Annotated in this window: 10 protein-coding genes; 5 read left to right on the top strand and 5 right to left on the bottom strand. The window is 60.9% G+C overall.

All coding sequences use genetic code 11. The features are described 5' to 3' along the window. Nucleotides 1-144 precede the first annotated feature (144 nt). Nucleotides 145-522 (top strand): hypothetical protein, encoded by a 378-nt coding sequence (locus tag LOY37_RS21525; protein WP_258715681.1) that lies wholly within the window; start codon nt 145-147, stop codon nt 520-522. An 8-nt stretch (nt 523-530) separates the two neighbouring features. On the opposite strand, the gene LOY37_RS21520 is transcribed toward LOY37_RS21525, so the two are convergent. Then, a complete protein-coding gene (locus tag LOY37_RS21520) occupies nt 531-1640 on the bottom strand; it encodes an enoyl-CoA hydratase/isomerase family protein (protein ID WP_258715680.1) in 1110 nt (369 codons plus the stop codon). A gap of 126 nt (nt 1641-1766) precedes the next feature. Here LOY37_RS21520 and ung point away from each other — a divergent pair, with 126 nt between their 5' ends. From ung to LOY37_RS21500, 4 genes are all read left to right on the top strand, one after another. Then, nucleotides 1767-2459, top strand: a complete 693-nt coding sequence (gene ung / locus LOY37_RS21515) for a uracil-DNA glycosylase (RefSeq protein WP_258715679.1) — start codon at nt 1767-1769, stop codon at nt 2457-2459. 85 nt (nt 2460-2544) lie between these two features. Then, a complete protein-coding gene (locus LOY37_RS21510) occupies nt 2545-4413 on the top strand; it encodes a hypothetical protein (protein ID WP_258715678.1) in 1869 nt (622 codons plus the stop codon). Between the two features lie 122 nt (nt 4414-4535). Continuing rightward, on the top strand, nt 4536-6497 hold the full coding sequence (locus LOY37_RS21505) for a hypothetical protein (RefSeq protein WP_258715677.1): 1962 nt from the start codon (nt 4536-4538) through the stop codon (nt 6495-6497). A gap of 165 nt (nt 6498-6662) precedes the next feature. Continuing rightward, nucleotides 6663-8906, top strand: coding sequence for an autotransporter outer membrane beta-barrel domain-containing protein (locus tag LOY37_RS21500; protein WP_258715676.1), 2244 nt, complete (start codon nt 6663-6665; stop codon nt 8904-8906). A gap of 45 nt (nt 8907-8951) precedes the next feature. Here LOY37_RS21500 and LOY37_RS21495 read toward each other — a convergent pair whose 3' ends face one another. The 4 genes from LOY37_RS21495 to LOY37_RS21480 form a co-directional block, all read right to left on the bottom strand. Then, entirely contained in the window at nt 8952-9983 is a 1032-nt protein-coding gene (locus LOY37_RS21495) for an AbrB family transcriptional regulator (protein WP_258715675.1), read from the bottom strand. Beyond that, nucleotides 9976-11490 (bottom strand): tripartite tricarboxylate transporter permease, encoded by a 1515-nt coding sequence (locus LOY37_RS21490; protein ID WP_258715674.1) that lies wholly within the window; start codon nt 11488-11490, stop codon nt 9976-9978. The genes LOY37_RS21495 and LOY37_RS21490 overlap by 8 nt, the downstream gene beginning before the upstream one ends. Nucleotide 11491: 1 nt before the next feature. Then, nucleotides 11492-11950, bottom strand: a complete 459-nt coding sequence (locus tag LOY37_RS21485) for a tripartite tricarboxylate transporter TctB family protein (protein WP_045197606.1) — start codon at nt 11948-11950, stop codon at nt 11492-11494. A gap of 70 nt (nt 11951-12020) precedes the next feature. Continuing rightward, nucleotides 12021-13001 carry a tripartite tricarboxylate transporter substrate binding protein gene (locus LOY37_RS21480; protein ID WP_045197609.1) on the bottom strand — a complete coding sequence of 327 codons (981 nt, stop codon included), beginning with the start codon at nt 12999-13001 and terminating at the stop codon, nt 12021-12023. Between the last annotated feature and the right edge of the window lie 5 nt (nt 13002-13006).

The following is a 13006-nucleotide window of genomic DNA, read 5'->3' as shown; positions in this document are numbered from 1 at the left end:
TAAGGGTATCGGCCTTGTATCAATTTATTGCAGCAATGGCACCGGACCTGGTTTTGACAGTCTTATTCAATGTCGATGAACACTTGCCGATCGACGCCGACCAGCGCCGCTGGGATGGGCAGTTTCGCGGTCCGGGAGGCCGCCATGTATCGCCGACTTCTACTGCTTGCAGTGTTGGGTTTGCTGACCACCGCCTGTGTCCCCTATGGAGGTAACGGTTACTACCGCACCGAGGTCTACACCGCCGATCGCTATGGCTATCCGGGGTACTACCGGCCGTCGTATCCCTACAGCCGCGGCTACTATGTAGCACCGCAGCCGCGCTACTACGTGGTGCCACCTTTGCGTTACTACGCGCCGCCACCGCACTACTACCGTCCGGCGCCCCACGGCTATTACCGGGAAACGCCGCATAACTACTACAAGCCTTACCCGGGGCGCGGCCATGACCGCTACCGCCAGGGATCGTCACGTCACGAGCGCAGCCGTGACGGCTGGCCGGATCGCAACTGGCGCCGCTGAGGCGCCATTCAGGCCAGGTCCGCCAAGGGGTGACGACCTTCCCACGCCTTGCTGAAATGCGCTTCAACCACTGCCGTTGGCACCTGGGCGATATCTGCCCAGTGCCAGCGCGGTTTCTGGTCTTTGTCGATCAGCCGTGCGCGCACCCCTTCGCTGAACTCCGGATGCTGGCAGCAATTGAGGCTCAGGGTGTATTCCATCTGGAACACCTGGGCCAGCGACAGGTACTTGGCACGCTGGATTTGCTCCCAGACCAGGTGCGCGGTCAGCGGGCAGCCTTCGAGCATGGTCTGCGCGGCCTTGGCCAGCAGCGGGTCGGCGTGGTTGCGCAGCTGGGCGATGGCACGCCAGGCGCACACCGGGTCGGCGACATCGAGCAACGCGTCGATCTGCTGGCGCCTGGGCAGCCACTGGGCTTCTGGCCTTTGCGCCTGGGCGCCGTTCTGCTGGGCCTTGAGCAGGCTGTTGAGCTGCAGGGCGGTCTGCTCCTGCCAGTTCAATTGCAGCAGGTCGTCGAGCAACTCTTCCTGCTGGCTTTCGCCCAGCAGACGGTCGGCCAGGCCCAGGTCGAGGGCATCGGTGGCGTTGATCGGCGCGCCGGTAAGGCCGAGGAACAAGCCCAGCTTGCCGGGCATGCGCGACAGAAACCAACTGCCGCCGACATCCGGATACAGGCCGATGCTGATCTCCGGCATGGCCAGGCGGCTGCTGGGGGTGACCACGCGTACACTGGCCCCCTGTAACAAACCCATGCCGCCACCCAGCACATGGCCGTGGCCCCAGCAGATCAGCGGTTTGGGGTAGGTATGCAGGCGGTAGTCGAAGCGGTATTCGGCGGCAAAGAACTGCGCGGCCAGGGGCGGTACCCGGCCGGGATGGTCAAGGCAGGCCTGGGCCAGGCTGCGCACCTCGCCACCGGCGCAGAAGGCCTTGGCGCCTTCGCCGCGCAGCAGCACGCAGACCACATCCGGGTCATCGGCCCAGGTCTTGAGCTGTTCGTCGAGTACCTCGATCATCGGCAGCGACAAGGCATTGAGGGTTTGCGGCGTATTGAGGGTGGCAACGCCGATGCGCGCGCCGTCGACGCCGGTGAGTTCTTCGCACTGTACTGCAGCCATGGGCGACCTCGTGGTTGATCCGCACAAGTATGGCCGCTGCTGGCGATTTCGGCGGTCGCCGGTCGGATCGATTGACAAGCGCAGGCAGCTTTCCTAGTGTCGCGCCATTGTTTTACGGACCCGACCATGACTGACGACGATCGCATCAAACTTGAACCGAGCTGGAAAGAGGCCCTGCGCGCCGAATTCGACCAGCCCTACATGCACCAGTTGCGCGCGTTCCTGCGCGAAGAGCACGCTGCCGGCAAAGAGATCTACCCACCTGGCCCGCTGATCTTCAACGCCCTCAACTCCACCCCGCTGGACCAGGTCAAGGTGGTAATCCTCGGTCAGGACCCGTACCACGGCCCCGGCCAGGCCCATGGCCTGTGCTTCTCGGTGCAACCGGGGGTGGCAACGCCGCCGTCGCTGGTGAACATCTACAAAGAGCTGCAGCGTGACCTCAACATCGAAATCCCCAAGCACGGCTGCCTGCAATCCTGGGCCGAGCAGGGCGTGTTGCTGCTCAACACCACCATGACCGTCGAGCGCGCCAATGCCGCGTCTCATGCCAACAAGGGCTGGCAGTTCTTCACCGACCGCATCATCGAAGTGGTCAGCGAGCACCAGCCCAACAGCGTATTCCTGCTCTGGGGCGCCCATGCCCAAAGCAAGCAGAAACTGATCGATGCCACCAAGCACCTGGTGCTCAAGTCGGTGCATCCATCGCCGTTGTCGGCCTACCGTGGCTTTCTCGGCTGCGGCCATTTCAGCCAGGCCAACCGCTTCCTCGAGCAGCGCGGGCTGACCCCGATCGACTGGTGTTTGCCGCCGGTTTGAAGCTGGCTACCTAGCATTTTTGTCAGTTTCGCGGCCAACGTCATAGGTATTAACTAGCTCCATCTTCTGAACAGGGGTGGAGCAAATGACGAACCGTCCGCTGGATACTGACTTGCTGCCGGCCCCCAGCATGCCAGTTGCCTTGCCGCCCGGTCCCAACGAGCACGCCTACCTCATTCACCGCAGTGATCGCCAGAGCGATCTCGAGGTGGTTATTGAAGAGGTATGGCCGGACCATGTCTCATTTGGTGAAACACAGGTGCGCCTTTACTGGGGGGCGGATCATGTTGACACCCAAACGCTTCCCGCTTTTTTTGATCCCCAGCAGTACTTTCCTCTTCACCTGTCCGTCCCCGCAAACAAGCTGCTGACGCCGGGCGAGTTCGGTGTTCGCTATGAAGTGATCGCCGGCAACGTTAGTCACTCGGAGTCCGTATGGGTGCTGATCGATACCGTGGCTCCCAATTATGGCGAACCTGGCGAGGTGCTGGGCTTTGCCGGCATCCCGCACGTTATCACCGAGCAAGTGCTTGCGGCCAATGGTCAGCAGTTGACCGCAACCACCACCTGGGAGGACATCCGCTATGGCGACGAGCTTTTCTGGTTCTGGATAAATACGCGTGGACCCACTACCGAGCTGCGGTTGGAGGATGCTGATGGCAGGGTGTGCGTCAGCGACCCGAGCCGGCCGGTGCAGGTGGTCATTCCGGGTGAGCTTGTTCGTCAGCGACAAAATGGCTTGCGCTCTTGTATCTACCGGCTCAGGGACCGCTCGGGTTACTCGGGTGATGTTTCCAAACCCAAGGACTTTGAAGTCGCGCTGGCGGCGGCACCTGTGCTGCTGCCACCAGAAATCCCCCGTGCGCAGCCCGATGGCCTGATCGATCTGGAAGATGCGCGCAGTGGCGTGGAGGTCGAGGTCCCGTTGATCGCCCACGCAAGCCCTGGCGATGAGGTAGAGGCCTTCTGGAACGGGCAGACCCTTGGCAAACAGAGCGTTGCATCGGCCTGGCCATTGCGTTTCCCGGTGTCATGGGCGGTGCTGAGCCTGGGGGCGCTGGACAACGTGATCGAAGCGCCGGTGCGTTATCAATGGAGGCCATTGAGCGGTGTGGGCGCGGGGTCTCCGGTTGTTACGGTACACGTCAACATAACCGTCGCTGGCCCCGGCAATCCGGAGAATCCGGGACCGGTCAACCCTCGTCTGCCCTTACCCGTCGTACTGGGCAAGACCGCAGACAACCACCTGGTTGAAGAAGACATCGGCTTTGCTGCGCAGGTTCGGATCACCCTGCATCCGCAATTGTTGGTCGATCAATGGCTGGGCGTGTACTGGGGCGCTCACACCCAAGCCTTCGAGCATCAGTTGACCGCGACAGACATCAGCCGAGGGGAGGTGGTGATCGAAGTTCCCTGGCCCATTGTTGAAGCTCAACCTAACCACGAAGCGCTGCCGGTGTTCTATCACACCTTCAATGGCTTCAATTACCAGCATTCGCCCAGTGCCTCGGTACTGGTTGAACTCTCGCTGCAGCGCGATCTGCCTGCCGCAACCTTTCCTGATGCCGACCGGAACTTGTGGATCAATTGTAATAGCGTGTGGCCGCCTTACCGGGGCATACGGATAAAAGTCGAGGGTGGCGCGCACCTGCAAATCGGTGACCGGGTGCGGTTGTCCTGGCAAGGCTGCCGGAACACCAATGGTTCGGCGCCCATCGCCGAAACGGCCATTGATCTGGATAAAGACCAACCGTTAAGCGCAGATGAAGTTCGCGATGGCTTTGTTCTGCTGTTGTTACCCTTTAGTCCTTTCATTGAGTTGCCTGGCGAAGTACCAGGTTCGGGGTTGGTGTCCTATCGCATCACCCGCTCAAACGGGCGTCGTCACTATTCCCAGTTGAGCTTTGTACGGGTGTCCATTGTGTATCCCGGGGGAACGTACTGTCGCGGCTAATTTAGTGCCGTGCGCTGAGTGTGGTCGTGACACAGGAATGTACTGGTCAATGAACCTTGAAAATTTGTTGGTTGGTGCTGGAACCCAAGTAGTTTAATTTAATTCCATCTCGGAGTTGGATCATGAACTTGCCAGAGAAAAAAGCCGGTGTGCTCGCTATTCCATCGTCGCCGAATAACAGTCGGGATGTTCCGCAACTCAATCCGCAGAATACATTGGAGGATGTGCCCGGGGAATCCCCGCCGCAACCGAACTTGTTGCCAAGAAGTCAGTGGGACAGAGGGCTTCAGTTCAAAATCGACCCTTTTGTCGGTCAACCTTCTTTTGGTAATCAAGGGCGCTTGATTGTTAAACTGGCCTCTGTTGAGGGGGAGGTTGAAGTTGTCAATCAACGCGTGCCGTGGCCGCCTCAAGCTGCAGACTTCGAAACGCTATATACGGTTTCCATTGCACAACTGGGTAACAATCACGGTGCGCGAACGCTGAACTACGAGATCTTTACCCCCGACGGCAATCGTCAATTGGGCGGTGCACTGACAGTGTCGATCGATAGCATTGCACCGGGTGACGCTACTCTACCTTCCGCCGACTTTGTCGATCCGGAACTTGCAGAAGGCTACATGACCCGAGAGTACCTGGAGGCCCGCACTCACGTTGATTTGCAAATCCCAGATTACAGCGGCAGGCAGCCTCAGGATCTGGTCCAGGTGTTTATTCGCGAGCAATCGCTGCCGGTGTACCCTGGTGTAGTACCGACGGGCACTGGCAGCTTTACCGTGGCCATTGAGTCCAGCCGCTTTCTGGCTTCTTCGCCAGGCCGTCGGCTGATTGAGTATGTGCTTTACGACCGTGCAGAGAACCCTAGCGTTCGCTCCTTTGTCATGCCGTTCGAATTGGTCCTGCATCCGATTCCGACCGGTTTGCTTGCGCCGACCATGCCCAATGCGCCTACCAACCTGGCGCAAGCGCGGGAGGGGGCCCTGGTCGAGATCCTGACGTATGACAATCCAGAAGTTGGCGACAGGCTCCAGCTTTTTGTCAATGACGATATCGTCGCCGTTACTGAACTTGGCAGTGGATTCAGCTTTCCGCTGGAGCTTCGCATCCCCTATCCATTGTGGATGAGCCTGGTTCCTGCTAATGGCAGCATCAAGCTTCACTATATTGTTTTGCGCGGTATTCCGGTGGCCTCACCCGATGCAAACTTCGACTACGACATGCGCGTAGTAGGGCCGGATCCGGATCCGCAAGATCCCGATCCGGTCAACCCTGAAATCCATACACCCACCGTCGTGCCGCCTGTTTCGGATACTGACAACCAACTGACACCCGATGATGCGAATCAACCTGCAACCATCCGGATCGCCTTGTACGACGGCGCCAAGCCTGGGGATGTGGTGACCGCGGTGTATGGCCACTTGCACACCCGGCTGGCGCCCGTCATTTTGCCAGACCCGCTGGTTGACCCTCTGGAATTTGATTTGCCTTGGGCAACAGTTCTACTCAATGGGCCGGGCACTGCGGTACCGCTTTACTATGAAATTTCCGATGGAACCCCTGAGGGTAATCATCAAGAGTCGGCAAGCCAGAGTGTATCGGTCAGGGTTGCGGAGGTGGTCGAGTTGGTCTCGGTGACGGTGCCTGATGTCAACAACAATGGCTTCATTGCCTGCTGTGAGCGGCCGTGGGAAGGCATCCGCATTCAGATGAAGGATGCTGAGCACGTCAAAGAAAATTACCACTTTGAACTGGACTGGCTACTTTACGATATTGGTAGCGGATTTCCCGGCACGCCTGTCGACGCTACACGCTATACTTTTGCGCCTCAGAGCGATGGTTCGGATCTTGTGAATTTCACTTTTACGGCCGCTGAAATAGCGAACGGAAAAGTGTTCACGGTACCCGGTTCACCTTATGCAGAAGGTACAGCCAATGGTTACTTTGCTGTGCGCTGGCGGCTATTTAACGGTGGGGTGCTCATTGGTGAGTCGGATATTCACAATAATGGTTTCAGTGTTTTGAACCAGGGCGGATGTATTTGCGGTCCGAGTGAGATGTGTGGCCAAAACTGCCGCGGCACATAGCGTCAGATCATTGGTAGCCTGTCATCACTGTTGATTCACCTTATAGGCTCCTAGGATTATTCCTACATAATTCTAGGAGCCTAATCTTTAACCTTCGCGCTCCCTAAGTAACCAGGCGCTTCGGTCAGACAGATCACTAGCGCTGATTGGAGAGCGAAACAAATCATGAAAACAACCCCACGTACGTCGCAACCGCGTAACCGGACGATCAAGGCGATTTCAACCCTTCCATTTCTGTTGCTGGCTGACACCGCATTGGCCATTGTCATCGAGGGCCCGTACACGGTCGATGCCCAGCACACTCTGACGCGTTTCGACCTGCGTCCGGGCGCGCAGCTCACGGTGCAGAAGGGCGCTCGTACCTTGAATATCGCTGCCGACCAGGCAGCCATGAGTCTCACCGGAGCCTCGGTCACGGCAACTGTGGGGACAGGCGTGAGGTTGCTTGACAGTCAGGCCGAAATTACCCAAAGCCGTATTGTCAGCAATGACGGTGTCGGTTTGCAGTTGGTTCGGGACTTGAACAGCGGTAACCATTCTGTCGCACGGGTCAGTGATAGCCAGGTTTCCGGCACTAATGCCGGCGCCTGGGTAACCGCCCGGAGTGAGCTGTATCTGCAAGGTAGCCAGGTCAAGGCAAGCGACTCCAATGGTTGGGGCGTCTTGCTACTCAATGGGCAACTGCAAGCGCGTGACAGCCTGATTGAGGGCGGGGGCATTGGTGTACTGATTGCCAACGAAAATGCCGGCCAACAAGGTGTGGGCGGGCTGGTCGATCTGGATGGCACCCGGGTGGTCGGCGAGGACGCTGCAGCCATCGAGGTGCGTAGCGCACAGGCGCAAATCAGGGTCGCCAACGGTTCGACCTTGCATGGCGGCAATGGCAACCTGCTGGAAGTGACCGAAGGTGGCTCGGCCACTGTCGAGGTCAGCCATTCCGAATTGCTGGGCGATGTACAGGTGGGCGACGCCAGCAACCTGAAGCTTACGCTTGACCAAGCGAAAATGCAGGGTGATGTGCGGGTCGACGGGCTTGGTGAGGCGAGCGTAAGCCTGATCAACTCCGCGCAGCTGCGGGGCAATCTGCACAATGTTCAAGCGCTGAACATCGCTAGCCAGGCCAACTGGATCATGGACGGCTCGAATCAGGTGGCAGCACTGAACCTTGACGGTGGGCAGGTCAGCTTCGGCGATTCCGGTGCTTTCCATCAGCTTGACGTCGGCACCCTGACGGGCCAGGGCACCTTCCATATGGCCGTTGATTTTGCCACGGGTGAAGGTGATCGCCTGAACGTGACTGGCGAGGCCAAAGGGGAGCACAGCCTGGCGATCAAAGCCAGCGGGCTGGAGCTTGATGCGGTTGAGCGGGTTACCGTGGTCACTACCGGCGGCGGCGATGCCGAGTTCAGCCTGGTGAACGGTCCGGTCGACCTGGGTGCGTTTTCCTACGGCTTGACCAAGGAAGGCAACGACTGGCATCTGGACACCGAGAAGAAGGTCATCAGCCCCGGCACCCGTTCGGTCCTGGCGCTGTTCAATACCGCACCGACCGTGTGGTACGGCGAGCTGTCGTCGCTGCGTACCCGCATGGGCGAGTTGCGCTACAACGAAGGTAAAAGCGGCGCCTGGGGCCGTGCCTATGGCAGCAAATACAACGTTGCCGAGTCGTCTGGCACCGCCTACAAGCAAACCCAGCAGGGCTTCACCCTGGGTGCCGATGCCCAGGTGGGCGACAGCCAGTGGCTGGTCGGTGTGCTGGCCGGTCATAGCAAGTCCGACCTGGACCTGAGCCGCGGTACTACCGGTACGGTCGACAGCTACTACGCCGGTGCCTACACCACCTGGCTGGACCAGGACAGCGGTTACTACTTTGACGCGGTGGCCAAGGTCAACCGCTTCGACAACAAGTCCAAGGTGGCGATGAGTGACGGCAGCCAGGCCAAGGGCAACTACAAGACCAACGGCGTCGGTGCGTCGGCCGAGTTCGGTCGTCATATCAAGCTCGATGACGGCTACTTCGTTGAGCCTTTCGCCCAAGTGTCGGCAGTGAGCATCCAGGGCGCGTCCTACGACCTGGACAGCGGCCTGAAGGCTGAAGGTGACCGTACTACTTCGGTGCTGGGTAAGGCCGGTGCCACGGTGGGTCGCAACTTTGATCTTGGCGAGGGGCGCTTTGCCCAGCCGTACCTGCGCGCTGCCGCGGTGCACGAGTTCGCCAAGAACAACCAGGTCAAGGTCAACGACAACGTGTTCAACAATGACCTGTCCGGCTCGCGTGCCGAGGTCGGTGCCGGTATTGCCGTGTCGCTGTCCGAGCGCCTGCAGTTGCATGCCGATATCGATTACAGCAACGGCGACAAGATCGAGAAGCCGTTCGGTGCCAACGTCGGGGTGCGTTTCACCTGGTAAGCCCGCAATGAAAAAGAGGAAGCCTTGGCTTCCTCTTTTTTTGTTTCAGTCGCAGCGTTTGTCCCAGTGCCTGAACAACGGCTCGGCCAGAAACAGCACGAACAGCAAACGCATGACCTGCAGCGCCGTCACCAGTGGCACCGACAGTTGCAGGGTTTCGGCGGTCAGGCTCATTTCGGCGATGCCGCCGGGCATCATGCCCAGGGTCAGCGAGCGCAGGTCGAGGTTGGTCATGACGCTGAGCACGCACGCGGCCAGGCCGGCGATCAGCATGGTCAAGGCTGTGGCAATCAAGGTGCGGCCGAGAAACGACGGTGCCCGGCGAAAGAACGCGCGGTTGAAGTGACAACCCAGGCCGCTGCCGATCAACCATTGGCCGATCTGGCTGGCGCCATCGGGCAGGGCCACCTGCAGGTTGGCGCTGACACTGGCCACCGCCGCCACCAGCAACGGCCCGAACAACCACGGGTTGGGTTGCTTCAAACGCTGCCAGCCCAGGGCCAGCAACACGCCCAGCGGGCAGATAACTACCAGCCAGCCCCAGTTGACGCTACCGGTATGGGTCAGCGGCACGCCATTGCCGAGCAGGAACTTGAACAGCGCCGGCACGCACAGCACCACCGCCAGCACCCGCAGGCTTTGCGCCGCCGCCACCTGGCTGAGCACCGCGCCGTTACGGGCGCCGAGGTTGACCATCTCCCCGGAACCGCCGGGCATGCTGGAAAAGAACGCCGTGGCGCGGTCTTCGCCAGTACGGCGCAGCAACCACACCCCGACCACACTGGAAACACTGGTGATCAGCGCCCCGCAGAAAATCAGGCCGAAGTTGCTCGCCACCTGCTCGACCACCGCCGGGGTGAAGTGCAGGCCGATACCGATACCGATGATCCACTGCCCGCACTTGCGCCCACCGGGGATCTCGCTCAATTGCCAGGGCGTCAGGCAACGCACGAGGATGATCGCCAGCAACGAGCCGACCATCCACGGCAGCGGCCAGCCGACCCTGCTGGCGAGGTAACCGCCGGCCAGGCCGACCAGGCCGGTGGCCCAGTACAGTTTCAAGCGGCCATCAGACATCGGCCAGGGCACGACGCTGAAGGCTGCGCTTGCGCCAGATGCGCAGCAGCGGCAAAAGCATCATGGCGATGGTCAGGCCCCACACGCTCATGCTGATCGGGCTTGACCAGAGGATGTCCAGGGCACCATTGGAGATCGACAGCGCCCGGCGCAGGTTCTGCTCCATCAACCCGCCGAGGATGAAGCCCAGCAAGATTGGCGACAGCGGGAAGTCCAGCTTGCGCAGGATGTAGCCGAAGATACCGATGCCGATCATCAGGAACAGGTCGAAGGTGGTGGCATGCACCGCGTACACACCGATCGCGGTGATGATCGCGATCACCGGCACCAGCGCCCAGTTCGGCACGGCGAGGATGCGGGTGAAGATGCGGATCATCGGGATGTTGAGGATCACCAGCATGATGTTGGCGATGAACAACGACGCGATCAGCCCCCAGACGATGTCCGGTTGCTGGGCGAACAGCATCGGCCCCGGGGTGATGTTGTACAGGGTCAGGGCGCCGATCATCACGGCGGTGGTGCCCGAGCCGGGTACGCCGAGGGTCAGCATTGGCACCAGGGCGCCGCAGCAGGAGGCGCCGATGGCGGTTTCCGGTGCGGCCAGGCCGCGCTTGTCGCCCTTGCCGAAGGTGCCGCTGGCACCGGCGATGCGCTTTTCGGTCATGTAGGCCACGGCGCTGGCCAGGGTTGCGCCGGCACCGGGCAGCACGCCCATGATGAAACCGAGCAGGCCGCAGCGAATGTTGACGACGAATACCGAGGCCGCTTCCTTGAAATTGAACAGCATGCGCCCGGTGGCTTTCACCGCTTCGTGGCCATGGTGGGTTTTTTCCAGCAGCAGGAGAATCTCGCTGATGGAGAACAGGCCTAGGACCAGCACCACGAACTGAATGCCATCGGCCAGGTGCACGCTGTCACCGGTGAAGCGGTACACGCCGCTGTTGGCGTCGATGCCGACACTGGAAAGAAACAGCCCGATCAGCGCGGCGATGAAGGTCTTCAACGGCCGGTCACCGGCCATGCCACCCAGGCAGACAATGGCGAACACCATCAGCACGAAATACTCCGCCGGGCCGAAGGCGATCGCCCATTTCGCCAATAGCGGCGCGAACAGCACCATGCCGCAGGTGGCGATGAAGGCGCCGATGAACGAACTCCAGGCCGACAGCGACAGCGCCACCCCGGCCAGGCCCTGGCGGGCCATGGGGTAGCCGTCGAGGGTAGTCATGACCGTCGACGCTTCACCGGGGATATTGAGCAGGATCGAGCTGATCCGCCCGCCGTATTCGCACCCCAGGTACACCGCTGCCAGCAGGATCAGCGCCGACTCGGGCGGCAGGCCGAGGGCGAAGGCAATCGGAATCAGCAGCGCCACGCCGTTGATCGGGCCCAGGCCCGGCAGCAAGCCGACCACGGTGCCGATCAGGGTGCCGCACAGGGCGGTAACCAGGTTGTAGGGGCTCAGGGCGACGCCGAAGCCCTGGCCGAGATAACCAAGCGTATCCATGTCAGTTCTCCAGAACGTCGAGCAGGCCGAGGGGCAGGGGCACATCCATCACACGGTCGAACAGCCAGTACAGGGCGATGCTCATCAGGCCGATGATCACCACGCTGGGCAACCAGCGCCCGCCATACAGGCGCGCCATCGGCACGCCGATGAGGATGCTGCTGACAATGAAGCCCAATGGCTCGAAGGTGGCGGCAAAGACCAGCAGCAAGGCGACGCAGAGGCCGATCTTGTTCAGGGTTTCGCGGTCCAGTTCGGGTTCGTCGTCCTTGTGCACGATCGGCGTGGGACGAAAGGCCAGGTACAGCAGGCCCGCGGCCATCAGGCCGAGCATCAGCAAGGGATAGGCACGTGGCCCGACCGGTTCGTAGGAAAAGGCTGCCTGGTAGGGCCAGGCCATTACGGCCAGGGCGGCGCACAGCGCCAGCAAAAACAGGGCGAAGAGACGTTGCAGGATCATTGCGGAATCCTCTTTTCGCGGGGCAAGTGGGAGCGGGCTTGCCCCGCGATGCGTTCGAAAGGGGAGAGGCTTACTGAATCAAGCCAAATTCCTTGGCCAGGGCCTTGTAGTCAGCCACCTGCTTCTTGACGTAGGTGTCCAGCTCGACACCGGTCATGGCGAAGGGGAACAGCTCGCGCTGATCGCGCAGCTTGGCGAACTCTTCGGAGGCCAGCAGCTTGTCGAACGAGGCTTTCCACCAGTCGTACTCTTCATCGGTGACTTTCGGCCCGAGGTAGAAACCGCGCACCACCGGCCAGACGATGTCGTAGCCCTGTTCCTTGGCGGTGGGGATGTCCTTCATTTCCGGCTCGTCCAGGCGGGTTTCGGCGAACACCGCAAGCAGGCGCATGTCACCGCTCTGGATGTGCGGCATGGAGTCGGAGATGTCGGTACTGCCGACCTGAATGTGCCCGCCGAGCAGCGCCGTGGCGATTTCGCCGCCGCCTTCCAGGGCCACGTAGCGCAGGTCGCGCGGGTTGATCCCGGCGGCCTTGGCGATCAGCGCGGTCTGCATCCAGTCCTGGCTGCCGACGGTGCCGCCGGAGCCGATCACCACCTTGCTCGGGTCTTTTTTCAGCGCCGCGACCAGGTCGTCGAGGGTCTTGTAGGGCGAATCGCTTTTCACGGCAATGGCACCATAGCTGGTGCCTACCGCCGCCAGCCAGCGCACGGCGTTTTCATCGAAACGGCCGAACTTGCCCTGGGCCAGGTTCAGCAACGAACCACTGGACCAGGCCACCAGGGTGCCGGCATCGGCCGGACGCTGGGCGACCACCGCGTTATAGGCCACCGCGCCGACACCGCCGGGCATGTAGGTGACGCGCATCGGTTTGCTGAGGATCTTTTCGTTGACCAGGGCGCTTTGCACCAGTTTGCAGGTCAGGTCGAAACCGCCGCCGGGCGAAGCCGGGGCGATGCATTCAGGGCGTTTCGGTTCGCCCGCCAGAACGTTGCCGGCCAGCAGCAGGCAACCGGTGGCGAGGGCAATGCGGCGCAGTGAAAAAGTCATCGTGT

Origin of the sequence: Pseudomonas sp. B21-012, from assembly GCF_024749305.1 — a bacterium.
Classification (GTDB): domain Bacteria; phylum Pseudomonadota; class Gammaproteobacteria; order Pseudomonadales; family Pseudomonadaceae; genus Aquipseudomonas.
The sequence above is the reverse complement of the archived record's forward strand: the minus strand, read 5'-3'. Positions and strand labels throughout refer to the sequence as shown.

Bases quoted from the DNA above. Each gene is read 5' to 3' on its own strand.
- LOY37_RS21510 (WP_258715678.1), top strand. From the start codon at position 2,545: ATGACGAACCGTCCGCTGGATACTGACTTGCTGCCGGCCCCCAGCATG.
- LOY37_RS21485 (WP_045197606.1), bottom strand. From the start codon at position 11,950: ATGATCCTGCAACGTCTCTTCGCCCTGTTTTTGCTGGCGCTGTGCGCC.
- ung (WP_258715679.1), top strand. From the start codon at position 1,767: ATGACTGACGACGATCGCATCAAACTTGAACCGAGCTGGAAAGAGGCC.
- LOY37_RS21500 (WP_258715676.1), top strand. From the start codon at position 6,663: ATGAAAACAACCCCACGTACGTCGCAACCGCGTAACCGGACGATCAAG.
- LOY37_RS21505 (WP_258715677.1), top strand. From the start codon at position 4,536: ATGAACTTGCCAGAGAAAAAAGCCGGTGTGCTCGCTATTCCATCGTCG.
- LOY37_RS21495 (WP_258715675.1), bottom strand. From the start codon at position 9,983: ATGTCTGATGGCCGCTTGAAACTGTACTGGGCCACCGGCCTGGTCGGC.
- LOY37_RS21480 (WP_045197609.1), bottom strand. From the start codon at position 13,001: ATGACTTTTTCACTGCGCCGCATTGCCCTCGCCACCGGTTGCCTGCTG.
- LOY37_RS21525 (WP_258715681.1), top strand. From the start codon at position 145: ATGTATCGCCGACTTCTACTGCTTGCAGTGTTGGGTTTGCTGACCACC.
- LOY37_RS21520 (WP_258715680.1), bottom strand. From the start codon at position 1,640: ATGGCTGCAGTACAGTGCGAAGAACTCACCGGCGTCGACGGCGCGCGC.
- LOY37_RS21490 (WP_258715674.1), bottom strand. From the start codon at position 11,490: ATGGATACGCTTGGTTATCTCGGCCAGGGCTTCGGCGTCGCCCTGAGC.